This is a genomic window from Brevibacterium sp. 50QC2O2, from assembly GCF_024580675.1.
Taxonomy (GTDB): domain Bacteria; phylum Actinomycetota; class Actinomycetes; order Actinomycetales; family Brevibacteriaceae; genus Brevibacterium; species Brevibacterium moorei.
On sequence record NZ_JANIJZ010000001.1, the window covers coordinates 328,489 to 346,398 of the forward strand.

General features: G+C 65.4%; 16 protein-coding genes and 1 pseudogene. 15 read left to right on the forward strand and 2 right to left on the reverse strand.

The genetic code is table 11. The features are described from left to right. The first annotated feature begins 25 nt into the window (after positions 1-25). From hpt to NQ038_RS01360, 12 genes and pseudogenes are all read left to right on the forward strand, one after another. Positions 26-577: a hypoxanthine phosphoribosyltransferase gene (gene hpt / locus NQ038_RS01300; protein ID WP_257048177.1), complete on the forward strand. Its 552-nt coding sequence runs from the start codon at positions 26-28 to the stop codon at positions 575-577. Between the two features lie 167 nt (positions 578-744). After that, positions 745-2,775 (forward strand): annotated as a pseudogene (gene ftsH, locus NQ038_RS01305) (ATP-dependent zinc metalloprotease FtsH); the annotation flags it as partial. A 530-nt stretch (positions 2,776-3,305) separates the two neighbouring features. Next, positions 3,306-3,869, forward strand: coding sequence for a GTP cyclohydrolase I FolE (gene folE / locus NQ038_RS01310; protein ID WP_257061602.1), 564 nt, complete (start codon positions 3,306-3,308; stop codon positions 3,867-3,869). 92 nt (positions 3,870-3,961) lie between these two features. Further along, positions 3,962-4,807 (forward strand): dihydropteroate synthase, encoded by an 846-nt coding sequence (folP, locus tag NQ038_RS01315; protein WP_257061640.1) that lies wholly within the window; start codon positions 3,962-3,964, stop codon positions 4,805-4,807. Further along, positions 4,804-5,745 carry a 2-amino-4-hydroxy-6-hydroxymethyldihydropteridine diphosphokinase gene (gene folK / locus NQ038_RS01320; RefSeq protein ID WP_257048180.1) on the forward strand — a complete coding sequence of 314 codons (942 nt, stop codon included), beginning with the start codon at positions 4,804-4,806 and terminating at the stop codon, positions 5,743-5,745. Before folP ends, folK begins: the two co-directional genes overlap by 4 nt. Before the next feature lie 54 nt (positions 5,746-5,799). After that, positions 5,800-6,318 carry a DUF3180 domain-containing protein gene (locus tag NQ038_RS01325; protein WP_257048181.1) on the forward strand — a complete coding sequence of 173 codons (519 nt, stop codon included), beginning with the start codon at positions 5,800-5,802 and terminating at the stop codon, positions 6,316-6,318. Further along, positions 6,315-6,896 (forward strand): PH domain-containing protein, encoded by a 582-nt coding sequence (locus tag NQ038_RS01330; RefSeq protein WP_257061604.1) that lies wholly within the window; start codon positions 6,315-6,317, stop codon positions 6,894-6,896. The genes NQ038_RS01325 and NQ038_RS01330 overlap by 4 nt, the downstream gene beginning before the upstream one ends. Positions 6,897-6,902: 6 nt before the next feature. Further along, complete coding sequence (locus tag NQ038_RS15340) at positions 6,903-8,720, forward strand: PH domain-containing protein (RefSeq protein WP_306427586.1); 1,818 nt, start codon at positions 6,903-6,905, stop codon at positions 8,718-8,720. Positions 8,721-8,762: 42 nt separating this feature from the next. Continuing rightward, on the forward strand, positions 8,763-9,653 hold the full coding sequence (locus NQ038_RS01345; RefSeq protein ID WP_257048184.1) for a Rossmann-like and DUF2520 domain-containing protein: 891 nt from the start codon (positions 8,763-8,765) through the stop codon (positions 9,651-9,653). A 20-nt stretch (positions 9,654-9,673) separates the two neighbouring features. Next, entirely contained in the window at positions 9,674-11,206 is a 1,533-nt protein-coding gene (lysS, locus tag NQ038_RS01350; protein WP_257058191.1) for a lysine--tRNA ligase, read from the forward strand. A gap of 52 nt (positions 11,207-11,258) precedes the next feature. Then, positions 11,259-11,501, forward strand: coding sequence for a hypothetical protein (locus tag NQ038_RS01355; protein WP_257058193.1), 243 nt, complete (start codon positions 11,259-11,261; stop codon positions 11,499-11,501). After that, on the forward strand, positions 11,467-11,808 hold the full coding sequence (locus NQ038_RS01360; RefSeq protein WP_257048187.1) for an Lsr2 family protein: 342 nt from the start codon (positions 11,467-11,469) through the stop codon (positions 11,806-11,808). Before NQ038_RS01355 ends, NQ038_RS01360 begins: the two co-directional genes overlap by 35 nt. Here the strand turns inward: NQ038_RS01360 and NQ038_RS01365 are convergent. Together NQ038_RS01365 and NQ038_RS01370 are read right to left on the reverse strand one after the other, a co-directional pair. Beyond that, the gene (locus tag NQ038_RS01365; RefSeq protein ID WP_257061607.1) at positions 11,802-12,596 is read right to left on the reverse strand and encodes a response regulator transcription factor; all 795 of its coding nucleotides are present in this window, start codon (positions 12,594-12,596) and stop codon (positions 11,802-11,804) included. The genes NQ038_RS01360 and NQ038_RS01365 overlap by 7 nt on opposite strands. A gap of 64 nt (positions 12,597-12,660) precedes the next feature. Next, positions 12,661-13,920, reverse strand: a complete 1,260-nt coding sequence (locus NQ038_RS01370) for a sensor histidine kinase (protein ID WP_257061608.1) — start codon at positions 13,918-13,920, stop codon at positions 12,661-12,663. Between the two features lie 205 nt (positions 13,921-14,125). On the opposite strand from NQ038_RS01370, the gene NQ038_RS15535 reads away from it, so the two are divergent. From NQ038_RS15535 to NQ038_RS01380, 3 genes are all read left to right on the forward strand, one after another. After that, complete coding sequence (locus NQ038_RS15535; RefSeq protein ID WP_373456762.1) at positions 14,126-14,242, forward strand: PLDc N-terminal domain-containing protein; 117 nt, start codon at positions 14,126-14,128, stop codon at positions 14,240-14,242. Between the two features lie 357 nt (positions 14,243-14,599). Next, on the forward strand, positions 14,600-14,986 hold the full coding sequence (locus NQ038_RS01375) for a hypothetical protein (RefSeq protein ID WP_257048193.1): 387 nt from the start codon (positions 14,600-14,602) through the stop codon (positions 14,984-14,986). A 228-nt stretch (positions 14,987-15,214) separates the two neighbouring features. Beyond that, positions 15,215-17,752 carry an ATP-dependent Clp protease ATP-binding subunit gene (locus NQ038_RS01380; RefSeq protein ID WP_257048194.1) on the forward strand — a complete coding sequence of 846 codons (2,538 nt, stop codon included), beginning with the start codon at positions 15,215-15,217 and terminating at the stop codon, positions 17,750-17,752. Positions 17,753-17,910: the final 158 nt, after the last annotated feature.

Below are 17,910 nucleotides of genomic sequence, written 5' to 3' on the forward strand. Positions count from 1 at the left end.
AAGGCATCGAAGGGGAAGAGGCACCGTGGATCAGCAGGATCTGGGCACCGACATCGAACACGTCCTCGTGACGGAAGCACAGCTGAAACATCGGCTGACGGAAATGGCCGCGCAGATCGACCACGACTACCAGGGGCGCGACATCCTGATGGTCGGCGTGCTCAAGGGCGCCGTCATGGTCATCGCGGACCTGGCCAGGGCCCTGCACTCGCACATCACCATGGACTGGATGGCGGTGTCCTCCTACGGCTCCGGCACGAAGTCCTCTGGTGTGGTGCGCATCCTCAAGGACCTCGACACGGACCTGCACGGCGCACACGTGCTCATCGTGGAGGACATCATCGACTCCGGCCTGACCCTGTCATGGCTGCTGGCCAATCTGCGCTCGCGCGGGGCCGCCTCGGTGGAGATCTGCACGATGCTGCGCAAGCCAGACGCCATGAAAGTCGATATCGACGTGAAGTACATCGGCTTCGATGTGCCGAACGAATTCGTGGTGGGCTACGGTCTGGACTATGCGGAGAAGTACCGCAACCTGCCCTTCGTCGCCACCCTGGCCCCGCACGTCTACAGCTGAAACCAAACTTCGCGCACTAGACTGCCCGTCGCACCATCCCATCGTCGCCGAGAGGACCCATGGCCGACTCCGATAAGAACCGTCCGGACAAGCAGGACGGGCCGTCATCCGATTCCAAGTCCGGTGGCAAGAGCGCCAAGACCGGGCTCTCCAGCGGTCAGGCGCGTATGAAGAAGATGGCCAGGGGCCCGCTGTCCTGGGTCATTCTGGCGATCATCGTCATCTCCATCGCGACACTCCTGCTGTCAGGCGGGGGTTTCCAACGCATCGACACCAGCCAGGGCCTGAGTCTGCTCAAGGACGGCAAGGTCGAACAGGTCAAGGTCGTCGACGGCGACCGGCGCGTGGACATGACCCTGAACGAGGACTTCAAGGTCGACAAGAAGGACTACGGCAAGAAGGTCCAGTTCTTCTACGTCGAACCACGCGGTGAGACCGTCGTCAAGGCGGTCTCCGACGCCAAGCTGGAGAACGGCTACACCGACGAGGTCCCCAAGCAGTCGTGGGTCACCAGCCTGCTGATCAATCTGATCCCCTTCATCATCATCGGTCTGATCTTCTGGTTCCTGCTGTCCCAGATGGGCGGTGCCGGCAAGGGCATCATGAACTTCGGGAAGTCCAAGGCCAAGCTGGTCAACAAGGAGCACCCGGACGTCACGTTCAAGGACGTGGCCGGTGTCGACGAGGCCCTGGAGGAACTGCAGGAGATCAAGGAATTCCTGCAGGAACCCAAGAAGTTCACCTCGGTCGGGGCGAAGATCCCCAAGGGCGTGCTGCTCTACGGCGCACCCGGTACCGGTAAGACGCTGCTGGCCAAGGCCGTGGCGGGCGAGGCCGGGGTCCCGTTCTACTCCATCTCCGGTTCGGATTTCGTGGAGATGTACGTGGGTGTCGGCGCATCGCGTGTGCGCGACCTGTTCGAGCAGGCCAAGCAGAATTCCCCCTGCATCATCTTCATCGACGAGATCGACGCGGTGGGTCGACAGCGCGGTGTGGGCATGGGCGGCGGCAACGACGAACGCGAACAGACCCTCAACCAGCTGCTGGTGGAGATGGACGGTTTCGACGCGAACACGAACGTCATCCTGATCGCGGCGACCAACCGCCCCGATGTGCTCGACCCCGCCCTGATGCGGCCGGGCCGTTTCGATCGGCAGGTCACGGTGGAGGCCCCCGATATGAAGGGCCGCCAGCGCATCCTGGAGGTCCATGCGAAGAACAAGCCCCTGGACTCCAGCGTGGACCTGGGCATGGTCGCCAAACGGACCCCCGGGTTCACCGGCGCGGACCTGGCCAATGTGCTCAACGAGGCCGCGCTGCTCACGGCGCGGACCAATCAGCACGCCATCACCAATGTCATCATCGACGAGGCGATCGACCGCGTCATCGCCGGTCCGCAGAAGCGCACCCGCCTGATGAACGACAAGGAACGCCTGGTCACCGCCTATCACGAGGGTGGCCACGCCCTGGTGGCTGCCTCGATGAACAACACGGATCCGGTCACCAAGATCACGATCCTGCCGCGCGGGCGCGCCCTGGGCTACACCATGGTGATGCCCGATGAGGACAAGTACTCGACGACCCGCAACGAATTGCTGGACCAGCTGGCCTATGCGATGGGCGGGCGCGTGGCGGAGGAACTGGTGTTCCACGATCCGACCTCGGGTGCCAGCAATGACATCGAGAAGGCCACCGGAACCGCGCGCAAGATGGTCACGCAGTACGGCATGAGTTCGCGCGTGGGCATGGTCAAGATCGGCGATGAGAACTCCGATCCCTACGCCGGCCGGAACGCGGACGAACACTATTCGGACGAGACGATGAACATCATCGACTCCGAGGTCCGTGAACTCATCGACACCGCGCACGCCGACGCCTACTGGGCGCTGACGACCAACCGCGCAGTGCTCGACCGCTTGGCCCACGAGCTGCTGGAGAAGGAGACCCTGGACCAGCACCAGCTGACCGACATCTTCGCCGATGTCGTCAAGGCTCCCAAGCGCGACATCTGGTTGGCCGATCCGGACCGTCCCGTCTCCGACATCCCGCCGATCGAGGTTCCGGAACGCCAGGTCGTGGACCTGGGCGGTTGGTCCGGCCTGGCCTCCGAGGGACCCGACGGCAACGGTGGACCGGCGGATCATCCGCAGGCCGGCGGTCCGCAGGCCGGGCCCGGGCAGCCCTATCCGGGCCCGCAGGGTCCCTATGGCGATCAGCCCACCCAGGTGTTGCCGCCGGTCGGACCGGGCCAGCCGGGCCAGTACCCAGGGCAGCACGGTCAGCCGGGCCAGTACCCGGGACAGCAGCAGTACCCTTCGGCCGGCCAGCCCTACCCCTCGCAGCCGGGCCCGTACGGCCCGCAGTCGGGCCAGCCCGGTCAGCACCCGGGCCAGAATCCGCAGGGCGGACAGGGCCGGCACCCGGGACAGGGTTACCCGGGCTCCTACGGTTCGCAGCCGGGATCGGGCTACCCGGGTCAGCCGGGTCCTTACGGTTCGCAGCCCGGATCGGGCTACCCAGGGCAGCCGGGGCAGGGCTACCCGGGAGGTCCGTACCCCTCGCAGCCGGGTCAGCAGTACCCGCCGCAGGAACCTGGTTCTCAGCCCGGCCCGCAGCAGCCCGGCCACCCCGGGCAACCCGGTGAACCGGGCCAGGGCCCCACGGGTCCGCAGCACTGAGCCACCCGGCCGCCCGTTCACTCCTCCCAGCCGAAACCGAAGAAGGCAGCATGGTCGATCAGCCCCGCATCGAAGCAGCAGTCCGCGAAATCCTCTACGCGATCGGGGAGGACCCGGATCGCGATGGGCTCCTCAACACCCCCGGCCGGGTGGCCAGGGCCTATGAGGAGATGTTCGCGGGCCTGAGCAAGGACGCCTCCGAAGTCCTGGGCGTGAACTTCGATGTGGGCTACGACGAGATGGTGCTCGTGCGCAATATCGAGATGTACTCGACCTGCGAACACCATCTGCTGCCCTTCCACGGGGTCGCCCATGTGGGCTACATCCCCGGCAAGGAGGGCAATGTCACGGGGCTGTCCAAACTGGCACGGCTGGTGGAGATCTATGCCAGGCGCCCCCAGGTCCAGGAGCGCCTGACCAGCCAGATCGCCAACGCCCTGGTCGAACACCTCAACCCGCGCGGGGTGATCGTCGTGATCGAGGCCGAACACCTGTGCATGTCGATGCGCGGAGTGCAGAAGGCCGGCGCCACGACCACCACCTCGGCCGTCCGCGGCCAGCTGCGCGATCCCGCCAGCCGGGCCGAGGCCATGAGCCTGATCCTGGGCAAGTGACGGTGGGCGACAGCACGGGTTCCCGGCCCGGCGAGGCGACCGCGACACCCCAGCCGGGCAAGGCGGCCACGGCGGCGGGGCGGACCCAGATCATGGGCGTGCTCAATGTGACGCCCGATTCCTTCTCCGACGGGGGTCGCTACTTCGACCAGGCAGCGGCGATCGCGCACGGCCTGGAGCTCATGGCCGGCGGCGCTGACATCATCGACGTGGGCGGCGAATCGACCCGGCCGGGTGCGGCACGGGTGGACCCGGACGAGGAGATCCGCCGGGTCGTCCCCGTCGTGCGCGAACTGGCGGCGGCCGGGGCCGTGATCAGCATCGACACGATGCGCGCGGCCACCGGCGCGGCCGCCCTGGAAGCCGGCGCCACGATCCTCAACGACGTCTCCTCCGGCCAGAGCGAACCCGCCATGTTGCCCCTGGCGGCCCAGTCCGGCGCTGACCTGGTGCTCATGCACTGGCGCGGGTACTTAAGCGATAAACACGCCGTCTACACTTACCGGGACGTCGTCGGCGAAGTCCGATCCGAGTTGCGCGAACGCGTCACCGCCGCACTGGACGCCGGGGTATCGGCGCAGCGGATCATCCTGGATCCTGGACTGGGGTTTGCCAAGCACGCCGAACACAACTGGCAGCTGCTGGCCGGCCTGGACGAGTTCGTCCAATTGCCCTACCGGCTGTTGGTCGCAGGATCCCGCAAACGCTTCCTGGCCCGGCTGATCGACCCGCAGGACCCGGGCTCGGTCAGCGAGGCGGACCGAGACGCCGCCACCGCCGCCATCACAGCCGTGTCCGCGCGCGCGGGCGCCTGGGCGGTGCGCGTGCACGAACCCAGGGCCTCGGCGATCGCGGCCGCAGTGGTGCACGCGATCGACCTGGCAGGGCGCGATCAGGTGCCCACCACCTCCCACCACGATGAAGGGACCGCCCGATGAACCAGCCCCTGGACCGGATCGAGCTCACCGGCCTCAAGGTCTTCGGCTACCACGGCGTATTCGACCACGAGAAGCGCGACGGCCAGGACTTCATCGTCGACGTCGTGCTGCATGCGGACCTGGCCCCAGCCGCCGGCAGTGACGACCTGGCCGACACCGTGGACTACGGCGGCCTGGCGGAGGAGGTCGCGGCGATCGTCGAGGGTGAGCCCTTCGACCTGATCGAGACCCTGGCCGGGACCATCGCCGAACACTGCCTGACGAAGGCCGAACGCGTCGAGGTCACCGTCCACAAACCGCACGCCCCGATCCAGCGCAGCTTCGACGATGTGGCCGTGCACGTGGAGCGGACCCGGCGCGCCGTTCGCCCCCAGTTGATCCGCGCAGTGCTGTCGCTCGGGTCGAATATGGGCAGCTCCGCCGACACCCTGGACGCTGCCCTTGAGGCCCTGGCCGAACACCCGCGGATCAGCGTCGAGGCCATCAGCTCGAAGTACTCCACCGCACCGGTCGGCGGAGTGGAACAGGACGACTTCGTCAACGCCGCCGCACTGGTGACCAGCTCCCTGAGCCCGCGCGAACTCCTGGCGGTGTGCCAGGGGATCGAACTGGCCCACGGCAGGCGCCGCCTGGTGCACTGGGGGCCGCGCACCCTGGACATCGACCTGATCCGGGTGACCGACGCCTCGCAGGACATCGACGACCCGCTGGTGCAGATCATGAGTTCCGATCCGGTGCTGACCCTGCCACACCCGCAGGCCGCGGGCCGTGCCTTCGTGTTGGCCCCCTGGGCCGAACTGCGTCCGGCCGCACGGCTGCGCGCCGCGGCGATCACTCGAACCGATGCGAGCGACCCCGACACTGCTACCGTGGAGGTGACCAGGCGGGCCGCTGAGCTGGCCGGTCAGGGCATTCGCCGTCTCAACAGAACCGTCTGAACTGATAGGACCACAGACCGCAGGACCATAACCCGAAGGACCCGAGAAGGACCGATGAACAAGATCCGCCCGCTTTCCCTGGTGCTGTGGGGACTCGTGGGCCTCGTGGCCGGTGGCTGCCTGTGCTACGTGCTGGAATCGACCGGACGCCAACTGCCCCCGGCACCGTGGCCGGCGATCGGCGGGATGGTGCTGCTCTCCCTGGTCCTGTTGATCCTGGGCCTGCCGATCAAACGCTGGAACGACGGGGACCGCAAAGAGGTGATGGACCCGTTGCGCGCGGCCCGGGTGGCGATCATGGCACGCGCCGCGGCCTTCGCCGGCGCGATCCTGACCGGCTTCTACGGCGGCCACCTGCTCTACCTGCTCATCAGCACCGATGTGCTGCGCGTGCATCTGGCCATACCCTACGCAGCGGCATTCCTGGCGGCCGTCGTCCTGCTCATCGTCGGTCTGATCGTCGAATGGTTCTGCCGCCTGCCCCCGGACGACCCCCGGGAGATCGAACGCAAACGCCGGGAGTCCCAGGGTCGTGACACCGGTCTGAGCGGTCCGGAGGCCGATCCAGCATGAATGAGACGAATATGCCCTCCCACAGTTCCCCCTATGATCCCTCTGCTGCGGTGCCGGGCAGGCCCTCCGAGCCGCCGGTGAACACGCTGGAGCGGGAGGAGCAGAACTTGGAGCCGCTGAGCCGTCGCCTGGTCGGCCTGCGGCTGATCGGCCTGGCGGGCTGGCTGCTGCTGCTGCCGCTGGTGGTGATCGCCGCGACCATCGTGCTGGCCGTTTGGCAATCCTGGGCCTGGCCGATCGTGGCCGCCGAGGCCCTGATCACCGTGGTGCTGTTCGGCTGGCTGGCCGTGCTGATCCCCCGCCAGGTGCGCCGGATGGGATTCCGGGTGGGCGAGACCGACCTGCTGATCCAGCGCGGCATCATGTTCCAGCGCACCACGATCGTGCCCCTGGGCCGGCTGCAGTTCGTCGATGTGGGGCAGGGACCGCTGGAGCGGCTGCTGGGCCTGGCGACGGTGGAACTGCACACGGCCTCGGCGAAATCCGATGCCGTCATCCCCGGTTTGACCAGGGCCCGCGCGGATGCGCTGCGCAATGAGCTGGCAGCCCGTGGCGAGCACCGCCTGGCAGGGTTGTGATCGACGATGACCGAGCACGCGGATACCAACGGTTGGCGCCACGTCCACCCGCTGACCCCGGTGGTGCGCACCGTGATCGTCGCCGTGGCGATCGTGGCGGTGGCCGTGGCGAACGCCCACCAGCTCATCCAGGACCAGGTGGAGGCCTATCTCCAACACGATGAACCGCCCACCAAGGCGATCTGGCGCTGGGCGGCGGACAATCCGCTGTACCTGCTGGCCGGCCTGGCCGTGCTCGTGGTGGTGCTGGCGCTTGTGGTGGGCGGCAACTGGCTGACCTGGAAGTACACCCGGTTCCGGCTGGGCAGTGACGCCGTCTACCTGCACCAGGGGGTGCTGTCGAAGAAACAGCGCTCCGCCCGGCTGGACCGGGTGCAGGCGATCGACGTCAACCAGCCGCTGCTGGCGCGGATCGTGGGCCTGGCGACCCTGAACTTCGATGTGGCCGGCGGCAAGAACTCGAACATCGCCATCGGCTATCTGCGCCGCGCCGAGGCCTTCGAACTGCGCGATGAGATGCTCGCCAGGGTGCGCGCGGCCAAGGCCGGGGAACAGCCGGCAGTCGGCACAGCCCAGGGCGCTACTCAGCCGCAGGGCACGAGACCGGGGCCGGGCGGGCCCGCGGTTCCGGATCCGGGACCCGGCACCGGTCCCGGTGCGGCTCCGGGCGCTGCCCCGCGCCTCAGCCCGGGTGCGGGCGCACAGCCGGGTGGCGCCTCGGCCCCGGGCGCTCAGACCTTCCCCGGCGCCACGCAGTCCGCCGGACCGGCCGACGCGACGGGGGAGCGCGGCACTTCGGTGGGTTCGCGCCTGCTGGCGGGGCTGGCGCACACCGGCCAGGCCGTCGGCCAGGACATCGAGGGCACCCTGCGCGAGGCCCTGGCCGCTTACACCGTCGACCCGCGGGTCGACGCCGCCGGCCGGCTGCTGCGGATCCCGGCCCATCAGGTACTGCTCTCCCAACTGCTGAGCGCGGGCACGATCGTGGGTGTCCTCTTCATCCTGGCAGTGATAATCGGTGTGATTATCGCGGTGTCCATAGCCGGCGGTGAGGCCCTGGGCGCCTTATTGAGCGCGGCGATACCGATCGTGATCGCTTTCGTCTCCGTGTTCTATGCGCAGGCCAAATCCGGCCTGCAGTACGCGAACTTCTCTGTGGCCCTGACCGCCGACGGGCTGACCATCACCACGGGACTGACGACCACCGTGCGCCGCGTCATTCCGCTCGACCGGATCCAGGCGGTGCGGGTGAGCCAGCCCCTGCTGTGGCGTGGCCCGGACTGGTGGAAGGTCGAATACAACTTCGCCGGTGGTAGCGATGTCGCCGATGCCAAGTCGATCCAGACGGTGCTGCTGCCGGTGGGCAGCAGGGAACAGGCGCTCATGCTGCTGGGCCTGGCGCTGCCGGACCCGGGGCGCGCCGACGCTCGTGAGTTCATCTTCGACGCGATGGATTCGACCGACCACCGCAAGCCCGGCAATACGGGCTTCGGGGCATCACCTGCGGTGGCCCGCTGGCTGGATCCGCTGACCTATAAGCGCAACGGTTCGGCGCCGCTGGAACACATGGAGGTGATCCGGGGCGGCAGACTGCACCGCTGGGTCGTCTTCGTCCCCTATGCCAGGGTGCAGTCGCTGCGCCTGGAACAGGGGCCGCTGCAGCGGAGGTTCCACCTGATGACGATCGAACTGCATTCGACCGCGGGTCCCATCCAACCGCGGATTCTGCATGTGGACCCGGTTTCGGCGCAGAACATGTTCATGGCCCTGGGCGCGCGCACCCAACGGGCCCGCGATCTGATGGACGGGCGGGCACGTATATGAGGGAATGCAAGTGAAACGAGTATCTGTGAAGGGGAGTCGGGGATGAACCACGAGGACGAGACCCGCCTGGGCGTGGGCATTGTTGGTGCGGGCCGGGTCGGAGTCGTCATGGGCGCGGCCCTGCGCGGGGCCGGGCACGCGGTGATCGGAGTATCCGCCGGGTCCCAGGCCAGCCGCGACCGAGCGGATGCGATGCTGCCCGAGGTGCCGCAGTTGGACGTGGAGACGATCGTCGAACGCGCCGAACTCGTGCTGTTCACGGTTCCCGACGATGAACTGCCCGGCCTGGTCGCGGGCCTGGCCAAACTGGGTCGCTTCAAGCCCGGACAGATCGTCATGCACTGCGCCGGCCGCTACGGCACCGAGGTGCTCGAACCGGCCCGCGCGGGCGGTGCGATCGTGCTGGCCCTGCATCCCTCACTGACGTTCACGGGCACCTCGATGGACCTGCCCCGGCTGCGGCAGGCGACCATCGCGGTCACCGGCGCCAAGACGGTGCTGCCGATCGGCCAAGCGCTGGTCGTGGAGATCGGGGCGGAGCCGATCGTGGTGGCCCAGGCCGACCGGGCGCTCTACCACGCGGCGATCACCCATGCGGCCAACCACACCTCGGTCGTCATCGCGCAGGCCCTGGACATCCTGGGTCAAGTCGGTGTCGAGGACCCCGCCAGGGTGCTGCACTCGCTGGTCGACGCTGCGGTCTCGAACACCCTGCAGACCGGTCCCAGGGCGTTGACCGGTCCGGTCAGCCGCGGGGATGTGGACACTGTGGCGGCCCACCTGCAGGCCCTGGACGAACTGGCGGTGACACAGGGGTCGACGACCATCGCCTCGACGTACCGGGCATTGGCGCGTGCGACGGTGGCCAGGGCGCTTTCCAACGGCACGATCGGCGACGAGACGGCGCTCAGGCTCACAGATTTGCTGGAGTGACCGGCTGGTAGCCTTATACCATGCCTGAGAACGACCAGCACGGCACGAATGTGCCCACGGACACCCCCGAACACCTGGACCCAGAACAGCTGCGCATCCGCAAGGAGAAGCGCCAGCGCCTGTTGGATTCCGGGCAGCAGGCCTATCCGGTCTCCGTCGGGCGCACGCATTCGCTGGCCCAGGTCCGCGCGGCCCACCCGGATCTGGAACCGGGGCAGGAGACGGACGACGTGGTGGGCGTGACGGGCCGTGTGGTCTTCGTGCGCAACACCGGCAAGCTGTGCTTCGTGACGCTGCAGGAGGGCGACGGCACCCGGCTGCAGGGCATGCTGTCCCTGGCCGAGGTCGGCAAGGCGCGGTTGGACGCTTGGAAGCAGGACGTGGATCTGGGCGATCATGTGTTCCTGCACGGCCGGGTCATCGCCTCCAAGCGCGGGGAACTGTCCGTGATGGCCGATGAGTGGGCGCTGGCCGCCAAGTCGCTGCGCCCCCTGCCCACCATGCACACGGAACTCAGTGAGGAGACGCGGGTGCGCCAGCGCTACGTCGACCTCATCACGCGTCCCGCTGCACGGGAGAATGTGCGGACGCGCGCCAAGGTGATGGAATCCCTGCGCCACACCTTCGCGGGACACGATTTCATGGAGATCGAAACCCCCATGCTGCAGGTGATTCCCTCGGGAGCCGCGGCTCGGCCCTTCTCCACGCATATGAATGCCTATGACATGGAACTGTTCCTGCGTATCGCGCCGGAACTGTATTTGAAGCGGGCAGTGGTGGGCGGTCTTGAACGCGTGTTCGAGATCAACCGCAATTTCCGCAATGAAGGCGCCGATTCCACGCATTCGCCGGAATTCGCAATGCTGGAGGCCTATCAGGCCTATGGCGATTACAAGTCGATCGGCGCCTTGACGAAGGAACTCATTCAAAACGCCGCAATGGACGCAACGGGTTCGCACAAGGTGACTCTGGCCGATGGCACGGAATACGACTTCGGCGGGGAATGGGCCGTTGTCAGCATGTACGATTCGCTGTCGGAGGAATCCGGTCACACCGTGACCCCGGAGACCACGGTTGACGAACTCGCAGCGATCGCCGCGGAACACAATGTGGATATGGGCGGGGTATTCCGTTCGCACGGCAAATACGTCGAGGAATTGTGGGAGCACTTCTACTCCGACCGGCTGTGGGCGCCCACCTTCGTCATCGACTTCCCCGTCGATACCTCGCCTCTGACACGCGAACACCGCTCCAAGCCCGGCGTGGTGGAGAAGTGGGACCTGTACGTGCGGGGCTTCGAGCTGGCCACGGGCTATTCGGAGCTGGTCGACCCGGTGATCCAGCGTGAGCGCTTCGTCTCCCAGGCCAAGGACGCGGCCCAGGGCGATGATGAGGCGATGCGTTTGGATGAGGATTTCCTCACCGCCATGGAATTCGGTATGCCGCCCACCGGCGGTATGGGTATGGGTATGGACCGCCTGCTCATGGCGATTACCGGCCTGGGAATCCGCGATACGATTCTTTTCCCGCTGGTCAAGCCGATCGAGAACTGATGTCATCTGATCACCGGATTTGTTTTAATCCGCTGCCGATCTGGGGTAGGGTATGGAATACATCAAGGTAATTCTTCCTTCGCTCTGTGTGGGGTTGGTCTTCTGGTACGTTCTGCGCAGCGTCATCAAGGCCGACAGTATTGAGCGCAAGGAAATGGAGAAGTACTACGATCAGATGGATGCAGGCGCCGGTGCACAGGATGTGCCGGCTGAAGCCTCCGGACAACCAGACGTAGCAGACAAAGCAAAGGACGGTGCCCATGGCACGCGAAATGAAGCTGGTCCTGACCGATGATATGGACGGCAGCAAGGCGGCGGAAACTGTAAGCTTCTCGGTGGACCAGGGCGATTATGAAATCGAACTGTCCTCGGAGAATGCGGATAAGCTGCGCGAGGTCCTGGCCCCGTACATTGCAGCCGGCCGCCGCGTGACGCGTCAGCGCCAGTCCGCCGGTCGCGCCCGCAACAGTGGCGTGACGACCTACAAGACCGGTCCTGACACCAAGCTGGTGCGCAAGTGGGCCAAGGAGAACGGCTACGACGTGTCCGACCGCGGCCGTATCGAGGCCTCGATCCTGGACGCCTACAAGGCCGCTCACTGAGGTAGTCCCTCGTAGAACGCCAAAGCGATCCCGGCATTCCACAGCTTAGAAGAGCTGTGGAATGCCGGGATCGCTTTGTTCTTCGGTAGGGGCGTGGCGCGGGTCAGACGGAGAGGAAGCGGTAGCGCAGGCCGGCGGTGATCAACTGCAGTTGATTGTTCACATTGAACTTCGCCATCATGCGCTTGGTGTAGGTCTTCACCGTTTCCAACCCCACGCATTTCCTCTGCGATCTGCCGATAGTTCTGGCCCTGGTAGAGCAAGGTGAGCACCTGGCGCTCCTGATCCGACAGCGGCGGAATCCCGATGGGGGCCTGTGGGAGGAAGTCCATGCTGACCATCAGCGAACGGCCCAGGGAGTGGAAGTCAGTGGGCTGGCCGCCGCGGGCCAGGGTTTTGACGGCGGTGACGATGGATTCGGGGTTCATGTCCTTGTCCAGTGTGGCCCTGGCGCCGGCGTCGATCGCGCGTGCCAGGCCCGGGCCCGGGGTAATGGTGGTCAGCAGCATGACATTGGCCCAGGGGTCGGCGGCCATGATCGCAGCGGTGGCGTCGATGCCGTTGAGCGTGTCCAGGCCGAAGTCCACGTCCATCAGCACCACGCTGGGGTGGTGCCGCTTGTACGTGTCGATGCCGTCCTGCGCGGTCCGACAGGGTTCCAGGACGGTGATTTCAGGATCCGCGGCCAGGATATTGGATACGCCACGGCGCACCCAGCCGTCGTTGTCGACGACCATGGCGGTAATGGGCTGCCCGGGCCCCACGATCCGGCCTGGTTTCGCAGTCACTTGCAGTACTTCTGGCGTGAAGCTGGTAGCGGATGGGTTGATAAGGCGAGGATGATGGAAATGATCATGCGCATGTATCCATCTGAGCACGAATCGGCTTGCCGCTTGTCCCTTGATCGGGGGACATTTCATTGTCATTCCTCGGCACGGGCAGATCGATTCTGACTCGAAACAGGCCACCGGGTTCTACCCACGCGGAACAGACACCATTCCAAGAGGTGGCCCGCTGGGCCAGGGTATAGGGCTGTGCGGCCTCGCTCTGTGTGGTGGTGGGATTACTGGCCTCCAGGCGAAGCACGTGCCGCCCGGCCGAATCGTTGAGTCCGACGCTGATCAGACAGCGTTCATGGTCAGCCGCGTGCTTGACGGTGTTCGTTGCGAGTTCGTGGACCATGAAGATCACTGCCTGGGCGAACGGGGTGCTGCTGTATTCGGGAATCGTGCCGGTGGAGATCTGTACGGAGAATCCTGCAGTACGGGTTACCGATGCAATGGACGCCAGCGCATTGTGAACCTCTGCCCTCAGCTGTGCCGGTTGGTCCTGGACCGTGTCGCCTTCTTTGAGTGTGGTCAGCATCTGCGAGAGTTGCTGGCGGCCCCTGGCTGTGATCATGGACAGCTCAGTCAGTAGCCGAGGATCAACGGCTTTCGTGTCCCCACCGGCCAGTTCGCGAATCATTGCTGCCTGGGCGGACAGGACGTGTGAGAAGGTGTCATGGGTGTCGATGGCTATCCCGATTTTCATGTCGGCGATCTGCTGCGCATGAGCGGCAGCTTCCTCGCGATTGATTCGGATCAGTTCCGCTATTCGCTTGTCCATGTACCAGGCGACCCAGCCTGCTATGACGAATAGCAGCGCCATAGCAATCGAGTATATGTCGATGCGGCCCTCGAACTCCGGGTTTCCCAGCGCTGACGCAAACTGGTAAAGAGCCAGAGTCACCGCAGTGGCAATCGCCGTCCACACCCAGCGACCGCGGCTGGCGAAAACCACTACTGCCAGGGACAGAGGCATGTCGTAGCTGCAGAGGAAATCGGGATAGACAGCGACACTGATGATGTAGCCCAGGGCGCTGAAAATCACTGTCGCAGTCGGACAGAACGCAGCCAACACCATAAAGAGCGGAAGAGCCGACCTCAGAACGACATAGAGAAGATCGTCGGACTCGGCTCCTCTGTCGGGCAGGGCAAAGAAAATACTCTCACTGAAGATGGCCATCCGAATGGGGAAGTCGACAGTGCGCGGGCCCCGGAGGAACCGCCAGACCTTCTGTGCGATGGTGCGAACGTGGGGATTGAGCAGGACCTGCTTGGGGTGTCTCACGGATAGATTTTGGCACGTACCTGCAGCGGCTCCAAATGTCCCCCGATCGGGGGACACGGGAGCAGCTTGCATCTAGAAGACTGGCGCTGAGGTCTGTTAGACCCCAGTAGATACTTGAGCGAAAGTAGTTGAAGTGAATCCGTTGGAACCTGGTGGTTCGGGCATCTTAATCGCATTGTTGACACTTGCAATCACGGTCCTCGCTGTGTGTGCATTCATATCGATCGCGCGTTCAAGAAGAAGTTCTATTCTAATTCGTTCTGCCTGGGTGTGTGCGGTGGTGTTTGTTCCAATCGCCGGCCCTGTTGGTTGGTTTATCTGAACTGGACTCTACAAGTCCAGAGTCGGTTTCGAATAGGCGACCATACGGTGTCGCACGCAAGAGCAAGAGAGACAGGGAATGTAAAGAGTGAATAAGCAGACGATAGTAGGCCTGTGTGTGACCGGAGTCGGAATCGTTGGCGTCGTGGCCGCGTGCGTTTACCTCGTGGCGTTGGGGTATCAGGCTGATGCCTCACTTGAAGGCGGAGGCGCCTCACAGGGATGGTGGGAGTTGGGCCTGGCCCTGCTCGCCGTCGTGATCGGCCAAGTGCTGGCGATTTGGGGTGGTCTGAAAGGCAATCAGGCGAAACGGGTGCGGCCCCGACATGGATGACTTTTCTGCGAAAGCAGCTCGGTAGTGGTAATGCTCAGAGGCCTGTCGTTTACGATCGCAGGGGTTCTTGCCCTGACCTTCTTCCCGGTGGACGGCGCCGCTGATGTCAGCCAGCCTGGTGGATATCCGGTGTTCCACGTCGTGGGCTGCCTCGTGCCGGGCCTCCTGGGATCAGGAGTCTCATGTGCTTTGCGAAAGGGTGCTGGAATCATGGGTCTGGCCCTGGGCAGTGTGACAGTACTTGCAGCCAGCTTCCTCATCGGATTCTTGCTCGAGCCGTCGGAAGAAGCCGGTTCGGTCTGGGCCGGATATTCGACCTTCGGCTCGTTGGGTGTCCCCCTGGCCGCCATCGGGGTGGTGCTGTACTCCGTGTTCTGGTTATTGGCGGATGCCAGACAGCCGCGTGTGTGATGGCCGTGAGCGCTGCAGCGGTCCCGCATGAGGTCGAACTGAAACGCAAACCCACATGGGAATGGCCGCTGCTGTGCTGCGTCGCGGCTCGTGCAGGGCTCTCACACCCCTGCATTTCGCCCCTGGCTGAATCGCCTTCGGCCCAGGGCGAAATGGCAATAAAACCCGGGGTCACCTGGTTTAGAGTCGTAGAAATCAACGGACTCTCAACTGACTCGAGGAGGGCTCATGTTTGAGCGGTTTACAGATCGTGCCCGTCGCGTCGTGGTCTTGGCGCAGGAAGAAGCCAAGCTTCTGAAGCACAACTACATCGGCACGGAGCACATCCTGCTGGGCCTCATCCACGAGGGCGAGGGAATCGCGGCCAAGGCCCTGGACGGTATGGGTATCACCCTGGACAAGGTCCGCGAACAGGTCGTCGACATCATCGGCGAGGGGCAGCAGGCCCCCACCGGCCACATCCCCTTCACCCCGCGCGCCAAGAAGGTGCTGGAGCTGAGCCTGCGCGAAGCGCTGCAGCTGGGCCACACCTACATCGGCACCGAACACATCCTGCTGGGCCTGATCCGCGAGGGCGAGGGCGTGGCAGCACAGGTCCTGGTCAAGCTCGACGCGGACCTGGGCCAGGTGCGCCAGGAAGTCATCAAGCTGATCTCCGGCTACCAGGGCAAGGAACCCGTGGCCGCCGGCGGTCGCGAAGAGGGCACGCCCTCGGGCTCGCTGGTGCTCGACCAGTTCGGCCGCAACCTCACCGCCGCCGCGCGCGAGGGCAAGCTGGACCCGGTCGTGGGCCGCAAGGAACAGATGCTGCGCGTGATGCAGATCCTGTCGCGGCGCACCAAGAACAACCCCGTGCTGATCGGCGAACCCGGCGTCGGCAAGACCGCAGTGGTCGAGGGCCTGGCACAGGCGATCGTCGCAGGCGACGTCCCGGAGACGCTCAAGGACAAACAGCTCTACACGCTGGACCTGGGCTCCCTGGTGGCCGGCTCCCGCTACCGCGGTGACTTCGAGGAACGCCTGAAGAAGGTGCTCAAGGAGATCCGCACCCGCGGGGACATCATCCTGTTCATCGACGAGATCCACACCCTGGTGGGCGCGGGCGCGGCCGAGGGCGCGATCGACGCGGCCTCGATCCTGAAGCCCATGCTGGCCCGTGGCGAACTGCAGACGATCGGCGCGACGACGCTGGACGAGTACCGCAAGAACATCGAGAAGGACGCGGCCCTGGAACGCCGCTTCCAGCCGATCCAGGTACCCGAACCCACGCTGGCCGATGCGATCCAGATCCTCAAGGGCCTGCGCGACAAGTACGAGGCGCACCACAAGGTCACCATCACCGATGGCGCCCTGGCAGCGGCCGTGAACATGTCCGATCGCTACATCAACGACCGGTTCCTCCCCGACAAGGCGATCGACCTGATCGACGAGGCCGGCGCCAAGCTGCGCATCCAGCGCCTGTCCGAGCCGCCGGAACTCAAGGCCATGGACGAGAAGATCGCCGATGCGCGCCACCGCAAGGAGGCCGCGATCGACGCCCAGGACTTCGAGAAGGCAGCCGAGGGCCGCGATGCGGAGAAGCAGCTGACGGAGGAGCGCGAGAAGCTGGAGCGCGATTGGCGCAACGGCGTCCAGGGCTCCGCCGTGGTCGACGAGGAACTCATCGCGGAAGTCCTGGCATCTGCCACGGGCATCCCGGTGTTCCAGCTGACGGAAGAGGAATCCGCGCGCCTGCTGCGCATGGAGGACGAACTGCACAAGCGCGTCATCGGGCAGAACGAGGCGATCAAGTCGATCTCGCGGGCCATCCGCCGCACGCGCGCCGGCCTGAAGGACCCGAACCGCCCATCCGGTTCGTTCATCTTCGCCGGCCCCACGGGCGTCGGCAAGACCGAGCTGGCCAAGGCGCTGGCGGAGTTCCTGTTCGGCGATGAGGATTCGCTCATCAGCCTGGACATGAGCGAGTTCTCCGAGAAACACACGGTCTCGCGTCTATTCGGTTCGCCCCCCGGCTACGTGGGCTACGAAGAGGGCGGCCAGCTGACCGAAAAGGTCCGCCGCAAGCCCTTCAGCGTGGTCCTGTTCGACGAGGTGGAGAAGGCCCACGCGGACATCTTCAACTCGCTGCTGCAGATCCTCGAAGACGGACGTCTGACGGATTCGCAGGGCCGCGAGGTCGACTTCAAGAACACGATCATCATCATGACGACGAACCTGGGCACCCGCGACATCAACCGCGGCACACCCCTGGGCTTCCAGTCCGGTGAGAACGTGGACACGAACTACGACCGGATGAAGCAGAAGGTCAACGAAGAGCTCAAGCAGCACTTCCGTCCCGAGTTCCTCAACCGCGTGGACGACACCATCGTCTTCCCGCAGCTGCAGAAGCCGGAGATCCTGCAGATCGTCTCGCTGTTCCTGGACCGCGTGAACAAGCGCCTGGCCGATCAGTCCATGTCGATCGTCGTCTCCGACGCCGCCAAGGAACTGCTGGCCGACCGTGGTTACGACCCCGTGCTGGGCGCCCGGCCGCTGCGCCGGACCATCCAGCAGGAGATCGAGGACCAGCTTTCCGAGCGGATCCTGTTCAATGAGATCCACTCCGGTCAGACGGTGTCCGTCGACGTCGAGGGCGAGGGCCGCGACGCGAAGTTCACCTTCGAGGCGAAGGACAATGAGCGGGTTCCGGTGGCCGTGGGTGCGGACGCTCCCGCGGACGAGGAGCCGACCGCCGAACTCGGTTCCGCCGAGGTCACCGGCGAGTAAGCGCCCAGGTGCCGGTCCGCGCGGGCCGGCACCGTCCTCGCACCGTACGAAAGGGGCCGGGCAACCAAGAAGTTGGTTGCCCGGCCCCTTTCGTGTCGCCTCGGCGGCGGTGTGGCCGCTGCGGCCGGAACGACCGCTGCGGTGCCGGCAGCGGCCGT